Source organism: Brachymonas sp. KE5 (genome assembly GCF_057773645.1).
Genome location: NZ_CM173463.1, coordinates 647,681 through 662,744 on the forward strand (window position 1 = coordinate 647,681; position 15,064 = coordinate 662,744).

The following is a 15,064-nucleotide window of genomic DNA, read 5'->3' on the forward strand; positions in this document are numbered from 1 at the left end:
ATGCAAACCAGCAACCCGGATGCTTCGTCCCGTGGTCAGGTCCCTCACCCCGAAGAGGGCCGGTCGTGGTGGACGTATCCGATCGTATGGATGGTGGTGGGCGGCCCGGTGGCCGTCATCATCGCCAGCCTGATCACCTGGTACTTCATCGCGCATTCGCCCAATGAGGTGCTGATCGAGAGCCGGGAGGTGGAAACGCCCGGCCTGTCCAACCAGGGGGCGCAATTCACCCCTGCCAACCGGGCGCGCAATCATGCCGCCACGGGCGGCGTTCCGGCGTCGCACTGACCGGAAGCTCTCCTGAAGAATGCCGGCTGTGTGCCGGCATTTCTTTTGTTAATGAGAGGCGGGTTTCGCCCAACTGGTGCTTGCTCGTGCAGTGCTGCCGGGCTATTCGGGGTGGTGCTGGCTGACCAGCTGCTGCAGCGCTGCCGTATCCAGAATGCGCACGTGGCGTTGGCGCACCTCCACGATGCCCTGTTCGGCAAACCTGGAGAAGGTGCGGCTCACCGTTTCCAGCTTGAGGCCAAGGTAGCTGCCGATTTCCTCGCGCGTCATGCGCAGCACCAGTTCCGATTGCGAAAAGCCGCGCGCATGCAGGCGCTGCACCAGATTGAGCAGGAAGGCGGCCAGGCGTTCCTCGGCGCGCATGCTGCCGAGCAGCAGCATCATGCTCTGGTCGCGCACGATCTCGCGGCTCATGATCTTGTGCACGTGGTTCTGCAGCACCGTCACTTCGCGGGAAAGCGCCTCGAGTTCGTCATAGGGCATGACGCAGACTTCGGAGTCTTCCAGCGCGATCGCATCGCAGGTGTGGCGGTCGTGCACGATGCCGTCCAGCCCGACGATCTCGCCGGCCATCTGGAAGCCGGTGACCTGGTCGCGGCCGTCCTGCGCAGTGACCGTGGTCTTGAAAAAGCCGGTGCGGATGGCGTAGAGTGCCTTGAACGGGTCACCGTGCGTGAACAGCGGTTCGCCACGCGGAATCCTGCGCCGGGCACCGACCATGTTGTCGATATAGCGCAGTTCTGCCTCGCTCAGACCCATGGGCATGCACAGCTCGCGCAGATTGCAGTTCGAGCAGGCCACTTTGTAAGACTTGGGGAGCGAAGGAGACATGCAGCTATCCGGGGCGCGCGCCATTGCGCACTTGATCCTTGTCATGGAAAGTGCCGATTATCGCATGGCGGAAAAGAGGGGTTGATACATATCAATGGCTGCAGGGGCATTTCGCTGGCAAAGTAGATACCCGCAATGACAGCATGGCAGCGCCCGCAACCGTTCAGGCTTTTGTGCAGCAAGGGGTTATGCTGGCGCTTGCTCACTTAGAATGCCCGAGACCATGAGCAGTACCGAACAGATCATCCTCACCCCAGAATTGCTGGCCCGCTACGACATTGCTGGCCCGCGCTACACCTCCTATCCCACGGCTGACCGTTTTGTCGAGGCCTTTGGCGAGAGCGACTACATCGCTGCGCTGGAGCAGCGGCACAATTCCCGGCCGGGCCATGTGCTGCCGCTGTCGATCTATGTGCACGTGCCGTTCTGCCAGTCGCTGTGCTACTACTGCGCCTGCAACAAGATCATCACCAAGCACCGCGAGCGCGGCACCGAGTACCTGCGTTATCTGCAGCGCGAGATTGACCTGCATGTCGCGCATCTGGGGCGCGGGCAGGTGGTGTCGCAGCTGCACTTCGGTGGCGGCACGCCCACCTTCCTGGACGATGCGGAACTGAGTCAGCTGATGGGCATGATCCGGGGGGCCTTTGAACTGGCAGAGGGCGGCGAATACTCGGTGGAAGTGGACCCGCGCACGGTGGATGAAAAACGCCTGCAGAACCTGTTCGACCTGGGCTTCAACCGCCTGAGCTTCGGCGTGCAGGACTTCGACCCGGACGTGCAGAAGGCGGTGCACCGCATCCAGCCGGCCGAGCAGGTGTTTGCGCTGGTGGAGGCATCGCGCCGCATCGGCTTCAAGTCGGTCAACGTCGACCTGATCTACGGCCTGCCGCAGCAGACCGCGGCCTCGTTTGCACGCACGCTGAAGCAGGTGAACGAGTTGCGGCCGGACCGTATTGCGCTGTATGCCTACGCGCATCTGCCCGAGCGGTTCAAGGCACAACGCCGCATCGATGCCTACACGCTGCCCAGCGGTGGCGAAAAGATCGAGATGCTGTCGCAATCGCTCAAGGCCTTTGGCGATGCCGGCTACGTGTACGTGGGCATGGACCACTTTGCGCTGCCCGATGATGCACTGGCCATTGCCAAGCGCCAAGGCCGCCTGCACCGCAACTTCCAGGGCTACAGCACGCAGCCGGACTGCGACCTGATCGGCCTGGGCGTTTCGGCCATCGGCCGCATCGGCGCCACCTACAGCCAGAACGCCAAGACGCTGGAAGACTACTACGACGCGGTCGAGCGCGGCCATTTCCCGGTGGTGCGTGGCCTGGCGCTGACGCGAGACGACTTGATCCGCCGCGCCGTCATCATGGCCATCATGTGCCAGGGCGAGATCGACTACGAGTCGATCAACCTGGCCTGGCTGATCGACTTCAAGGATTACTTCGCGCGCGAGCTGGAGATGCTCGGGCAGAAGGAAGAGGAAGGCATGGTGCGCATCACCGAGAACGGCATCACCGTCACCGAGCAGGGCTGGTATTTCGTGCGTGGCGTGGCCATGGTGTTCGACAAGTACCTGCAGGCGGACCGCACCCGCGTGAAATTCTCTAAAATCATCTGATCGGTGGCAGACACCCGGCAGGGTGAGAGGGACTGCCATGGCAAGGCCGGCACCGGTGCATACCGTGCCGGCCGTTTTGCATGAAAGAGAAGTATGGAAGCATCATTGATCGTCACGGCCCTGCTGATGGGCCTGGCGGGCGGCCCGCACTGCATTGCCATGTGCGGCGCGGCATGCGCGGGGATCGGCGTCACGGCCGGTGAACGGCCGGCGCAGCAGAATACGGCCATGGGGCTGTTCCAGGTGGGGCGGGTGCTGGGCTATGCCGGCCTGGGCGCGCTGGCCGCGGCCACCATGCAGGGCCTGGGCTGGCTGACGGTGCAGAGTGCCGCGCTGCGGCCGGTGTGGAGCACGATCCACGTCGCCGCGCTGGTGCTCGGGGTGTTGCTGATGTTCCAGGGGCGGCAGCCGGCCTGGCTGGATCGCTCGGCGCGCAAGGTGTGGGAGCGCATCAAGCGCCTGCAGCAGCGCGGCGGTTCTTTCGGGCCGGTGCTGGTGGGCATGCTGTGGGCCTTCCTGCCCTGTGGCCTGCTGTATTCGGCACTGATGGTGGCGGCCCTGACCGGCGTGGTATGGCAGGGGGCAGCCGTGATGGCCTTGTTCGTGCTGGGCACCAGCGTGTCGCTGATGGCGGGCCCGTGGCTGCTGCTGCGCATGCGCAAGCTGGGCGATGGCGAATGGGGCATTCGCCTGGCTGGCCTAGCGCTGGCCATCAGCGCCGGCGTGGCGCTGTGGATGGGCCTGATGCATGATCAGGCGCCGTGGTGCACCACGCCCTGAGGTTTACGCGCCCAGCAGGCGGATACCCTTGATCAGCATGCTGACCGCCAGCAGCATCAGGATGCCGGCGAAGATGCGCTTGAGGGTCTTGACCGGCAGGGCGTGCGCGGTGCGTGCGCCCAGCGGGGCCATCAGCACGCTGCAGCTGGCGATCACGGCCAGGGCTGGCAGCCAGACGTAGCCAACCGACCATTCCGGCCGGCCCGCCACGCTCCAGCCGCCCAGCACGTAGCCGATCACGTTGAACACCGCGATCGGAAAGCCCAGGGCGGCGCTGGTGGCCACGGCGTTGTGGATGGCGACGTTGCACCAGGTCATGAAGGGAACGCTCAGGAAGCCGCCGCCGGCGCCGAGCAGGCCGGACAGGAAGCCGATCACGCTGCCGGCCGCCATCTGGCCGCCACGGCCGGGCATCTGGCGCGTGGGCTTGGGCTTGCGATCCAGGAACATCTGCAGCGCCGCCAGGATCACCAGCACGCCGAACACCACGGACAGCCAGGCACCCTTGAGCAGGGCGAACACGCCGATGCTGACGACCAGTGCGCCGATCATGATGCCCGGGGCGATACCCTTGACCAGATCCCAGCGCACCATGCCGCGCTTGTGGTGGGCGCGCACGCTGGAGATGGAGGTGAAGATGATGGTGGCCATGGAAGTGGCAATCGCCATCTTCACGGCCAGTTCGTTGTCGACGCCGCGGCTGGCCAGGATCCAGGTGATGAAGGGCACCAGCACCATGCCGCCCCCCACGCCCAGCAGGCCGGCCATGAAGCCGCCGGTGAGGCCGAGCGCGGCCAGTTCGACAATGGTGATGGGTTCGAGGATCATGGCGGGAAATCTGCTGAGGCGTTCGGAGCTCCGAACGCGAAAAGCCGCCCGGGGGGCGGCTTGGGGTCTGTCGCGAGGGGCGCCAGACGGCTGAGAGGTGTCTGCAGCAGAGCCAGACCGTCATCCTGAACGGAGGGGTTCAGGTGGGCGAGGGCAGCAAGGCCTTGGGTTCATCTAACGCGAGATGATCACGCTGGCCGAGCGATCTACCAAGCCCGGGCTCAGAGAGCATTGGTTCAAGGAAATATAAAGCCAAGCTCGCTGCAGACGCCTTCATTTTAGGATGAAATCGGCCCGCGTGGGAAATTTGCAGATGTAAAAGCCCGCGCGTTGTGTACGACTGTCAGATCAGGCGGCCGTCCTCGGCCAGCGCCTCGTCCATGCGCTGCAGCAGGGCCTGCATGCGGGGGTGCACCAACTCGGCCGGCTGTACCTCGCCTTCGGCGGCGAGGGCGGGCATGGCCGCAATCTGCTGCTCCTTCTCGATCAGGTCGAAGGCCATGTTGAGGGCGGCGAGCACGGCGATGCGGTCGCGTGCGCGGATCTTGCCGGCATCACGGATCTTGCACATGGCGGTGTCGACGCGCTGCACTGCCTCGTTCATGCGGTCTTCGGAACCTTCCGGGCAGGCCAGCACATAGGCCTGGCCCATGATCGGAACTTCGATTTGCTTCATTGCGGATCATCCTTGGCAGAAGAAGGCTGTGCGGCAGGGGGCTGCTGGCCCCAGACGCTGGCCATGGCGGGCGCCGGGGCGGCCGGCGCTGCCACCGGCTCGGCCGGCAGGCGGGCGAGCAGGGCGTCGACGCGCGCGCGGGCGGCCGACAGGCGCGACTTGAGCGAATCCCGCTCCTGGGTAACTTCCTGCAGCTGGCCCTGGAGCAGGGCGGCGGTTTTCTGCAGCTCCTGGTAGCGCAGCAGCATGTGCTCCATGCGGTCTGCGACCTGGTCGAGCGAGAGCGGGGTGAGGGGAGTGGTCATGGCACGGGAACGACAGGCAACAAGATAGCTGGCGTGGCCTGCAGCTGCAGGCCTGGCCCTTTGTTGCACATTGTAGATGATGGCGCCGGGACGCCATGGGGGCTTTCCTCAGGGACGGGGCGAATCGTCCTACAATATCCGGATTGCTGGTGCCTGGCAGGTCGTTGTGGCCGCCGGGTAAACGGGAAGCAGGAGTCCTGCCGGGATGGCTGGCAGGGCACAGGCCTGCGCTGCCCCCGCAACGGTGATACGGCGCAGCCCGGGTTGTGAAGCGGCTGCCGCAGTGTTCTCGCACGCCACTGGCCAGGTGCCGGGAAGGCAGCGCTGCCATGCCGTCAGCCCGGATACCGGCCAGCAAGCTTGATTTGGGGCGCCTGCCTGCGGGCCGGCGCCGGAACGGAATGCAGCGGCGGGGCGCCAGCGGTTTTCCGGGCTTTTCTCATGGTGGCATTGGTGCCGGTGCTGGCGGACATTTTCTCTCTTGGTCTTTCTCTCCTGAACGGGTTGCGCCCTGGCGTGCGCCGTGCGCAGCCGTGGAGGGCGGCATGAGGCATCACGAACTGATCCTGGGCGGCCAGAAATCCGGCAAGACGGTGCGCGCCGAGCAGTTGGTGGCGCGCTGGCTGGAGCAGGATGCGGGGCGCCGTGCCCTGTATCTGGCAACGGCACTGCCCTGGGACGAGGAAATGCAGCAGCGCATCGCGCGCCACCAGCAGGATCGCGCCCGGCGCGTGCCGCGCATGCAGACCCTGCAGGCTGCGGAGTGGGGCGGCGCACTGGACGTGCCCGGCCTGTTGCGCCAGCATGGCGCGCCGGAGGTGGCACTGGTGCTGGACTGCCTCACGCTCTGGCTGACGCAGCAGTTGATGCCGCTGGAGCAGGAGGATGTGCAGCCGGTCGCCGATGCTGCGCGGCTGGAAGCCGCGGTTGCCGATCTGCTGGAGGCCATCCGGGCCTGGCCCGGTCCGTTGTATATCGTGAGCAATGAAATCGGCCTGGGCGTGATTCCGCTCGGCCGCGAGACGCGTGCCTTTGTGGACGCGCTTGGCGAACTCAACCAGCGCGTGGCAGCCGTGTGCAGCCACGTGACCCTGATGGCGGCAGGTCTGCCGCTGACATTGAAATCTTCCGACTGAAAGGATGCCCATGAAAATCGAGGAACCGCCCAAGGAGAAACCGTACGAAAAGTCCGATGGCGAGCGTCGCGGCATCCTGATCGTCAATACCGGCGATGGCAAGGGCAAGAGCACGGCCGCGTTCGGCCTGGCGCTGCGTGCCACCGGCCGCGGCAAGAAGGTGAAGATCTACCAGTTCATGAAGGTGCCGAGTGCGCGCTTTGGCGAGCACCGCATGTTCGAGCAGATCGGCGTGCCAGTCGAGGGGCTGGGCGACGGCTTCAGCTGGAAGAGCCAGGATCTGGAAAAGTCCGCGCAGCTGGCGCGCGACGGCTGGGAGAAGGCCAAGGCCGCCATCCTGAGCGGCGAGTATTTCCTGGTGGTGTGCGACGAGATCACCTATCCGCTGGTGTACGGCTGGCTGCCGCTGGAAGATGTGGTGGAGACGCTGAAGAACCGTCCGCGCGATGTGCATGTGTGCCTGACCGGCCGCCGCTGCCCGCAGGAGATCGTCGACATCGCCGATACCGTGACCGAGATGCGCCCGGTCAAGCATGCCTTCGATGCGGGCATTCCGGCGCAGCGCGGCATCGAGGACTGAGCGCACACCGTGAACGATTCCATTGCCCTGTGTCTAGGCGGCGATGCTGACGGCCGGCCGGATGCCGAAGCGGGGGGCTCCTCCCAGCATGCCTATCCGGCGGCAGACCGGGACGCGATCTACCGCGTGATGGCGCAGCGGCGCGACATGCGCCATTTCACGCCGGGTGCCCAGGTGGTGCCGGAGGTGCTGGAGCGCCTGCTGCTGGCGGCGCATGCAGGGCCGAGCGTGGGTTTCATGCAGCCCTGGCGCTTTCTGCGCATCAGCGATGCGGGGCTGCGCGAGCGCATCCATGGCTGCGTGGAGCGCGAACGCGTGGCCACGGCCCGTGCGCTGGGCGAGCGCGAGGAGGATTTTCTCAAGCTCAAGGTCGAAGGGATCCGCGAGGCGGCCGAGCTGATCGCGGTATGCCTGGCGGACGGGCGCGAGCGCCATGTGTTCGGCCGGCGCACCATGCCCTATATGGATATCGCTTCGGTCGGCTGCGCGCTGCAGAACCTGTGGCTGGCGGCGCGTGCGGAGGGGCTGGGCGTGGGCTGGGTGTCGATTTTCGATCCCGACGAGCTGGGTGCCTTGCTGCAGCTGCCCGAAGGGGCCAGCCCGCTGGCGCTGCTGTGCATCGGCCCGGTGCCCGAGTTTTATGATGCGCCCATGCTGCAGCAGCAGCGCTGGGCCAGCCGCATGCCGCTGGCGGATGTGGTTTTTGACAATAGCTGGGGCCACAGTGCCCCGTTCCTGCAGGGGCTTTGTCAGCCTGGGCAAAGCCCGGTAGCGGACAATGCGTGCTGCGATTCTTCCGATTGATGTAGAGAAAGCCCGAAGATGGACACTCCTGTCACCCATTCCCCCGCCACCTGCCATACCGGCGGCGAGCAGACCGTGCATTTCTGCGCCCCGCGCAACAACCAGCCGGTGCCGCAGAGCACCAACCGCTGGGCGGTGGAGGATATCGAGGCGCTGTTTGCGCTGCCGTTCCCCGAGCTGATGTTCAAGGCACAGCAGGTGCACCGCGAGCACTTCAATCCGGCCGAAGTGGAATTTGCGACGCTGCTTTCGATCAAGACCGGCGGCTGCCCGGAGGATTGCGGCTACTGCCCGCAGTCGGTGCACTATGACACCGGCGTCGATGCCACCAAGCTGATGGAAGCCGACAAGGTGCGCGAGGCCGCCGAGCTGGCCAAGGCCGCGGGTGCCACGCGTTTCTGCATGGGTGCGGCCTGGCGCGCGCCCAAGGACCGCGACATCGAGAACGTGGTCACGCTGATCAAGACGGTGAAGGACGTGGGCCTGCAAGCCTGCTGCACGCTGGGCATGCTGACCAAGGACCATGCCGAGCAGCTCAAGGAAGCCGGTCTGGATTACTACAACCACAACCTGGACACCGCGCCCGAGAACTACGGCAACATCATCAGCACGCGCGATTACCAGGACCGTCTGGACACGCTGGAGAACGTGCGCAACGTGGGCGTGAATGTCTGCAGCGGCGGCATCATCGGCATGGGCGAAAGCCGTCGCCAGCGTGCCGAGCTGATCGGCCAGCTGGCCAATCTGCATCCGCATTATCCGGACAGCGTGCCGATCAACAATCTGGTGAAGGTCGAGGGCACGCCGCTGGCCGAAACCGAAGACATCGATCCGCTGGAGTTCGTGCGCATGATCGCCGTGGCCCGCATCACCATGCCCAAGGCGCGCGTGCGCCTGTCGGCTGGCCGCAGTGCCATGGCCGATACCATGCAGGCGCTGTGCTTCATGGCTGGTGCCAACTCCATTTTCTACGGTGAAAAGCTGCTCACCACCGGCAACCCCGATGTGGAAGCCGACCTGAAGCTGATCGAGCGTCTGGGCATGACGGCGGGAAAGTCGGGACACTGATCCGCGGCGGCACCCTTGCGGGTGCCGTGCATGCTACCGACCCGGCAGGAGTGTTGCCATGACAGGACCACACGGACTCTGGATCGGATTTGCAGCCGTGCTGCTTGCCCTGATGATCGACCAGTGGATCGGGGAGCCGCCACCGCGCTGGCACCCGGTTGTCTGGATGGGCAACTACCTGGGCCGTGCCGGGCGCTGGCTGCAGGCGCGGGTGCGCCCGCACGAGGCTGACTGGCCGAGCTTCTGGCGCGGAGCACTGGCCTGGTGGGGCGGGGCGTTGCTTGTGCTGGTAGTGGCAGGAGCGCTGCAATGGCTATTGTTGCAGTTGCCGTGGGGCTGGGCCGCCCTGCTGCTGGGCATTGCGCTGAAGCCGTTGCTGGCCTGGCGCATGCTGACCGACGAGGTGGCGGCGGTGGAGGTGGCGCTGGGGCGTTCCCTGCAGGAAGGGCAGCAGCAACTGGCGCGCATCGTCAGCCGTGATGTGACGCAGCTGGGCGAAGAGCAGGTGCGCGAGAGCGCCATCGAGAGCCTCGCCGAGAACCTGAATGATTCCGTGATTGCGCCGCTGTTCTGGTTTGCGTTGCTGGGTCTGCCCGGTGCGGCGCTGTTCCGTTATGCCGATACGGCCGATTCCATGTGGGGCTACCGCGGCGACTACCGCGGCCAGGTCTGGGAATGGGCGGGCAAATGGGCGGCGCGTGTCGATGACGTGCTGGCCTGGCTGCCCGCACGCATCACCGGACTGGCGCTGCTGCTGTCCGGCATGCGGCCGACGCGCTGTTCACTGCAGCGCCTGCAGCAGGAGGCAGGGCGGACGCCCTCACCCAACAGTGGCTGGCCCATGGCCGCCATGGCGATGGTCCTGGATGTGCGCTTGCGCAAGCCGGGCGTATACACCCTGCATGCGGCGGGACAGGCGGCGCAGGCCAGCCATGTGCCGCGCGCCGTGCAGATGACGCGAGTGGCCGTGCTGGGCCTGCTCGGAATCACAATCTTGTTCGCAGCGCTGGCCTTTCATGGCTGGCAGGGGAGGGCTGCATGACAGACACCATGATGGTTGCGGCGCACGGCGGCACCGATGCCATGGGGGCCGCGCCGTGGGATTTTTCGACCAACAGCAATGCGGCCGGGCCGTGCCCGTACACGATGGAGGCGCTGAATGCGGCCGATGCCACGCGCTATCCCGATCCCACCTATCGGCGCCTGCGCGAGCAGCTGGCCGAGTTCCATGACGTGGAAGTGCAGCGCATCGTGATCGGTGCCAGTGCCAGCGAATTGATTGCACGGCTGGCGGCCTGGACGGCCCTGCGCCATCCGCATGGCGCAAGCTGGATGCCGCAGTTCCATTACGGCGACTACGCCGTGGCATCCAGCAAGGTCGGGCTGAAGCGCACGGAGATGATTGCCGAGGCGGACCTGGTCTGGCTCTGTGCACCGTCCAGCCCGCTGGGCCAGGCGCTGACCCTGCCGGAAGACTGGGATTTGCGCAAGCCCGGAGCGATCGTGGTGCTGGATTGTGCCTACGCGCCGCTGCAGTTGTCGTTCAAGCCGCTGGCTCCCGAACTGGACCGGGATGCGGTCTGGCAGCTCTGGACGCCCAACAAGGCGCTGGGTGTGTGCGGCATCCGTGGCGCCTATGCCATTGCGCCGCTGCATGCGGAGCGTGGCGCAATTGCGGAGTTTGCGCAGCTGGGGCCGTCGTGGCCGACGGGCGCGCACGGCGTGGCGCTGCTGGAAAGCTGGTGCTCGCCCATGACGCAGCGCTGGATGAACGAGGCACGGTATATCCTGCGCAGCTGGAAACTGCAGCAGATGGCGCGCTTGCAGATGCTGGGCTGGGAAGCGATTCCAAGCGAGACAAATTTTGGCGTGATGCGCCTGCCCTGGCCGCTGCTGCTGTTCGATCAGCCGGACGTGCAGGGCGGGCGGGGCGAGCCGGCGCAACCGCGTTGCGATGCGAGCGGCGGGTGGGACGGCATGAAGGCGGATGCCTCGGCATTGCGCGTGCTGAGTCCCTACTGGCACAGCCTGACGCAGGCGCTGCGTGCGCGCGGAGTCAAGCTGCGTGATTGCTGCAGTTTTGGCCTGCCGGGCCATGTGCGCCTGTGCGTGCACACGCCGCAGGCGCAGCAGGCGCTGGTGCATGCCTGGACGGAAGTGATGCAGGAGTTGAAGGCATGAACGGAATACAGCAGGGTGCAGGCCGGAGCGAGGGGGCGCCGGGACACGCCATGCCGGCCAGGGCGACTCAGGCGGCGGACACATCCGGCCGCCGGCTGGCGCCGTGCGTGATGGTGCTGGGCTGCACCAGCGGTGCGGGCAAGAGCTGGCTGACGACGGCGCTGTGCCGCTGGTATGCGCGACAGGGATTGCGTGTGGCGCCGTTCAAGGCGCAGAACATGAGCAACAACGCGCGCGTGGTGGGCGGCACGGCGGCCTGTCCGGATGGCGGCGAAATCGGCAGCGCGCAGTATTTCCAGGCCCTGGCTGCGCGCGCCGAGCCGGAAGTGCGCATGAATCCGCTGCTGCTCAAGCCCGAGGCGGATACGCGCAGCCAGGTGGTGGTGCTGGGACAGGTGGATGCGGAGCTGACAGCCATGCCCTGGCGCGGCCGCAGCGAGAAGGTCTGGCCGCAGATTGCCGCAGCGCTCGACGCGCTGCGTGCCGAAAATGACGTGGTGGTGATCGAAGGGGCGGGTTCGCCTGCCGAGATCAACCTCATGGGCAGCGATGTGGTCAATCTGCGGGTGGCGCGCCATACCGGGGCGGCCTGCCTGCTGGTGGCCGATATCGATCGCGGGGGCGCCTTTGCCCACCTGTACGGTACCTGGGCACTGATGCCCGAAGCGGATCGCGCATTGCTGCGCGGCTTCGTGCTGAACAAGTTCCGCGGTGATGCCAGCCTGCTGGCGCCGGCACCGGACATGCTGCAGGCGATGACTGGCGTGCCGGTGCTGGCAACCTTGCCCATGTGGCGCGGCCATGGCCTGCCGGAAGAGGACGGCGTGTTCGACGACGCGCCCACCGGTGGCGAGGAAGCCACGGTGACGGTAGCCATCGTGGCCTATCCGCGCATCAGCAACCTGGATGAGTTCGAGCCGCTGCGGCAGCTGCCCGGCGTGCGCGTGCGCTGGGTACGCCAGGCGCAGCAGCTGGCTGCGCTGGGGGCGCAGGACTGGATCATCCTGCCCGGCAGCAAGAGCACTTCGGCCGATCTGCAGTGGCTGCGCAGTCGGGGGCTGGATGCCGCCATTCGCCAGCATGCGGTGCGCGGCGGCAAGGTGCTGGGCGTGTGCGGCGGCCTGCAGATGCTGGGCGAAGCCGTGATCGATCTCGAAGGGGTGGAGGCACGGGGTGCGGGCGGCAACGGGCCGGGCATCGGCCTGCTGCCGCTGGTGACGCTGTTCGAATCGCGCAAGACGGTGTGCCGCACGCAGGCGCGCTTCGCCCCCCTGGAAGGCGCCTGGGCGCCGCTGGCGGGCATGGCGGTGGCGGGCTACGAAATCCACATGGGCCAGACCGCGCCCCATGCGGCCATGGTGCGCACCGGCCATGTGGCACACGAAGCGCTGCAGGATGCCGATGGCAAGGTCATCGGCTGGACCAATGGCGCTGCGACCTCGGATATTCCCCACGCGGGGAATGTGCTGGGCCTGTATCTGCACGGACTGCTGGAGCAGCCGGCCGTGCTGCAGGCCCTGTTCGGCAGTGCGCCCGTAGCGCTGGACACGGTGTTCGAGCGCGCTGCCGATTTTGTGGAAGAGCATTTTGGCGCGCCCGTGCTGCGCCAACTGCTTGTTTGATTGCTTGTACTGACTGGGAGAAATATCACCATGCGTCTGGAACTGGATCCTGTGCTGGACCTCGAGAATGCCGAACTGCGCGCCGAACTGCAGCGCGCCATCGACCAGAAGACCAAACCGCTCGGCTCGCTGGGCGCGCTGGAGCATCTGGCGCTGGAGATCGGCATGATCCGCAAGAGCACACGCCCCGTTCTGGAGCAGCCCCAGATGGTGGTGTTTGCCGGGGACCATGGCCTGGTGAAGCGCGGCGTGTCGGCGTTTCCGCAGGACGTGACCTGGCAGATGGTGGAGAACTTCCTGGCCGGGGGCGCCGCCGTGAGTGTGCTGGCCAGGCAGCACGGCATTGCCCTGACCGTGGTGGATTGCGGGGTGGCGCATGATTTTGCGCCGCGTCCGGCCCTGCGCGTCTGCAAGGTGGCGCCAGGCACCGCCGATTGCAGCCAGGGCCCGGCCATGACGATGGAGCAATGCCTGCAGGCGATCCGCAACGGCCAGGAGCTGGTGCGCAGCCTGCCGGGCAATGCCCTGATGCTGGGCGAGATGGGCATTGGCAACACCTCGTCGGCCTCGCTGCTGCTGGCGCGCCTGCATGGGGTGGATCTGGTGGACTGCACCGGCGCCGGCACCGGCTTGAACTCCGAAGGGGTGCGGCACAAGATTGCGGTGCTGCGCGAAGCGCTGGCAGCAAACCCGGATACCGGGGATGCGCTGGATGCACTGGCAGCCCTCGGCGGTTTCGAGATCGCCACCATGGTGGGTGCGATGCTGCAGGCGGCGGCGCAAGACCGCCTGCTGCTGATCGATGGCGTGATCGTCACTTCGGCCCTGCTGGTTGCCGCGAAGATCGAGCCCAGGGTGCTGCAGCGCTGCATTTTCTCGCACCGTTCCGGCGAGCCAGGCCACCAGTACATGCTCGAGGTGCTGCACGCCAGACCGCTGCTGGACTGGGGCATGCGTCTGGGCGAAGGCTCGGGCGCGGCGATTGCCTGGCCGCTGCTCGAATCCGCCTGCACCATGCTGCGCGACATGGCGAGTTTTGCCAGCGCCGGGGTGGATGGGCAATCCGCCTGATTTGCGGGGGTGAACCGGGCGGCTAGACCCAGCCCAGTCCGCCCAGCAGGGCACCCGCTGCGATCAGCCACAGCAGGTGCACCTGCGTGCGCCAGACGATCAGGGTGGCGGCCAGCGTCAGCAGCCAGAGTCGCCAGTCCTGTCTGGCATGGTCGTGTGCGGCGGCCAGCAGCCAGCCGGTGGCGATCATCAGCGCGACCACCAGCGGAGCCATGCCGGACTTGAAGGCACGCACCGCACGGCGCTGTCGGTTGCGGTGCGCCCAGCGGCTGGCATGGTAGGCCAGCACGAGTGCCGGCAGCATGCAACCCGTCATGGCCAGCAGCAGGCCGAACAGCGCCAGCACCAGGGCGTGCGGTCCGGCAGCGAGGCCGCCAGCGGCATTCAGGCCGAGATTCCAGCCCAGCAGCCCGACGAATAGCACATTGGGGCCGGGCGCGGCCTGGGCCAGCGCGATGGAAGAGTTGAACTGCGCTTCGCTCAGCCAGTGGTGCTGGCTCACCAGATAGCGGTGCATGTCGGGCGCGGTGCTCATCGGCCCGCCAACCGCCAGCAGCGACAGCGAGAGAAACTGCAGGAAGATATCCAGCCACTGGGCGCTGGTGAGTGTGATGGTCATGGCTGCTGTCGTGTGGCGGCCCGGTGGCCGAGGCGGAGGTAGGAAAGCACGCAGCTCAAGCTGCCCAGGCCCAGCAGCACCCAGATCAGCGGCCAGCGCAGCAGGGCGACGGCGACGAAGGCGAGCACGGCGATGGCAGCCGCCAGGGGCAGGCCGAGAGGATGGGTCTTGAGGGCACTGGCCAGGCGCAGGCCGGTGGCGGTGACCAGTCCGGCAGCGACGGCGCCCATTCCGCGCAAGGCACCCTGGGCCACGGGATGACCGGCCAGGTCCGCATGGAGCAAGGCGACCAGCAAGACGATGACCATCGGCGCCGCCAGCATGCCGGCCATGGCCGCGAGTGCGCCGGACAGCCCGAAATGCCGGGCACCGAAGGCAATGCACAAATTGATGGCATTCGGCCCGGGCAGCGTTTGCGCTACGGCCCATTCTTCCACGAACTGCTCGCGCGTGAGCCAGCGCTTGCGATCGACCAGTTCGCGCTGGGTGATGGCCATTACGCCGCCAAAGCCCTGGAGCGCCAGCCAGGTAAAGGACCAGAACAGGTCGGCGCGGGACCGGGGCTGGCAGGGTGGCAGGGTGTTGGGCATGGCCCAATTATGAGGGCATGCGCCCCATCGGGGGATACACGGGAGGGCCCAGCGGCGTTGCTGG

17 protein-coding genes and 1 riboswitch are annotated in these 15,064 nt (G+C 66.5%); of the genes, 11 read left to right on the forward strand and 6 right to left on the reverse strand.

Annotated elements, in window-relative coordinates; translation table 11 throughout:
- On the forward strand, positions 1 to 288 hold the full coding sequence (locus ACX36O_RS03020; RefSeq protein ID WP_371686497.1) for a nitrogen fixation protein FixH: 288 nt from the start codon (positions 1 to 3) through the stop codon (positions 286 to 288).
- A gap of 102 nt (positions 289 to 390) precedes the next feature.
- On the opposite strand, the gene fnr is transcribed toward ACX36O_RS03020, so the two are convergent.
- A complete protein-coding gene (fnr, locus tag ACX36O_RS03025) occupies positions 391 to 1,119 on the reverse strand; it encodes a fumarate/nitrate reduction transcriptional regulator Fnr (RefSeq protein ID WP_213359170.1) in 729 nt (242 codons plus the stop codon).
- Between the two features lie 223 nt (positions 1,120 to 1,342).
- On the opposite strand from fnr, the gene hemN reads away from it, so the two are divergent.
- A complete protein-coding gene (hemN, locus tag ACX36O_RS03030; protein WP_213359180.1) occupies positions 1,343 to 2,740 on the forward strand; it encodes an oxygen-independent coproporphyrinogen III oxidase in 1,398 nt (465 codons plus the stop codon).
- 93 nt (positions 2,741 to 2,833) lie between these two features.
- Complete coding sequence (locus ACX36O_RS03035) at positions 2,834 to 3,520, forward strand: sulfite exporter TauE/SafE family protein (protein ID WP_213359183.1); 687 nt, start codon at positions 2,834 to 2,836, stop codon at positions 3,518 to 3,520.
- Between the two features lie 3 nt (positions 3,521 to 3,523).
- Here ACX36O_RS03035 and ACX36O_RS03040 read toward each other — a convergent pair whose 3' ends face one another.
- From ACX36O_RS03040 to ACX36O_RS03050, 3 genes are all read right to left on the reverse strand, one after another.
- Positions 3,524 to 4,348, reverse strand: a complete 825-nt coding sequence (locus ACX36O_RS03040; RefSeq protein WP_213359186.1) for a sulfite exporter TauE/SafE family protein — start codon at positions 4,346 to 4,348, stop codon at positions 3,524 to 3,526.
- Between the two features lie 343 nt (positions 4,349 to 4,691).
- Entirely contained in the window at positions 4,692 to 5,024 is a 333-nt protein-coding gene (locus ACX36O_RS03045) for a cell division protein ZapA (RefSeq protein ID WP_488360030.1), read from the reverse strand.
- On the reverse strand, positions 5,021 to 5,329 hold the full coding sequence (locus ACX36O_RS03050) for a DUF904 domain-containing protein (protein ID WP_488360031.1): 309 nt from the start codon (positions 5,327 to 5,329) through the stop codon (positions 5,021 to 5,023). Before ACX36O_RS03050 ends, ACX36O_RS03045 begins: the two co-directional genes overlap by 4 nt.
- Positions 5,330 to 5,459: 130 nt before the next feature.
- Positions 5,460 to 5,699: riboswitch (cobalamin riboswitch) on the forward strand.
- 175 nt (positions 5,700 to 5,874) lie between these two features.
- Between ACX36O_RS03050 and ACX36O_RS03055 the strand changes: the two genes are divergently transcribed.
- The 8 genes from ACX36O_RS03055 (at position 5,875) to cobT (ending at position 13,791) form a co-directional block, all read left to right on the forward strand.
- Entirely contained in the window at positions 5,875 to 6,465 is a 591-nt protein-coding gene (locus ACX36O_RS03055; RefSeq protein WP_213359205.1) for a bifunctional adenosylcobinamide kinase/adenosylcobinamide-phosphate guanylyltransferase, read from the forward strand.
- A gap of 10 nt (positions 6,466 to 6,475) precedes the next feature.
- Complete coding sequence (gene cobO, locus ACX36O_RS03060; protein ID WP_213359209.1) at positions 6,476 to 7,045, forward strand: cob(I)yrinic acid a,c-diamide adenosyltransferase; 570 nt, start codon at positions 6,476 to 6,478, stop codon at positions 7,043 to 7,045.
- Between the two features lie 129 nt (positions 7,046 to 7,174).
- Positions 7,175 to 7,849: a 5,6-dimethylbenzimidazole synthase gene (gene bluB / locus ACX36O_RS03065; RefSeq protein WP_371686512.1), complete on the forward strand. Its 675-nt coding sequence runs from the start codon at positions 7,175 to 7,177 to the stop codon at positions 7,847 to 7,849.
- A gap of 18 nt (positions 7,850 to 7,867) precedes the next feature.
- Positions 7,868 to 8,917 carry a biotin synthase BioB gene (gene bioB, locus ACX36O_RS03070; protein WP_371686502.1) on the forward strand — a complete coding sequence of 350 codons (1,050 nt, stop codon included), beginning with the start codon at positions 7,868 to 7,870 and terminating at the stop codon, positions 8,915 to 8,917.
- 58 nt (positions 8,918 to 8,975) lie between these two features.
- The gene (gene cbiB, locus ACX36O_RS03075) at positions 8,976 to 9,959 is read left to right on the forward strand and encodes an adenosylcobinamide-phosphate synthase CbiB (protein ID WP_213359218.1); all 984 of its coding nucleotides are present in this window, start codon (positions 8,976 to 8,978) and stop codon (positions 9,957 to 9,959) included.
- The gene (locus tag ACX36O_RS03080) at positions 9,956 to 11,098 is read left to right on the forward strand and encodes an aminotransferase class I/II-fold pyridoxal phosphate-dependent enzyme (protein WP_371686503.1); all 1,143 of its coding nucleotides are present in this window, start codon (positions 9,956 to 9,958) and stop codon (positions 11,096 to 11,098) included. The genes cbiB and ACX36O_RS03080 overlap by 4 nt, the downstream gene beginning before the upstream one ends.
- 110 nt (positions 11,099 to 11,208) lie before the next feature.
- Entirely contained in the window at positions 11,209 to 12,720 is a 1,512-nt protein-coding gene (locus ACX36O_RS03085) for a cobyric acid synthase (protein ID WP_213362622.1), read from the forward strand.
- 30 nt (positions 12,721 to 12,750) lie between these two features.
- Positions 12,751 to 13,791 (forward strand): nicotinate-nucleotide--dimethylbenzimidazole phosphoribosyltransferase, encoded by a 1,041-nt coding sequence (cobT, locus tag ACX36O_RS03090; RefSeq protein ID WP_213359225.1) that lies wholly within the window; start codon positions 12,751 to 12,753, stop codon positions 13,789 to 13,791.
- A gap of 22 nt (positions 13,792 to 13,813) precedes the next feature.
- Here the strand turns inward: cobT and ACX36O_RS03095 are convergent, their stop codons facing one another.
- Positions 13,814 to 14,410, reverse strand: coding sequence for a chromate transporter (locus ACX36O_RS03095; RefSeq protein ID WP_371686504.1), 597 nt, complete (start codon positions 14,408 to 14,410; stop codon positions 13,814 to 13,816).
- The gene (locus ACX36O_RS03100; RefSeq protein WP_371686505.1) at positions 14,407 to 15,000 is read right to left on the reverse strand and encodes a chromate transporter; all 594 of its coding nucleotides are present in this window, start codon (positions 14,998 to 15,000) and stop codon (positions 14,407 to 14,409) included. Before ACX36O_RS03100 ends, ACX36O_RS03095 begins: the two co-directional genes overlap by 4 nt.
- Positions 15,001 to 15,064: the final 64 nt, after the last annotated feature.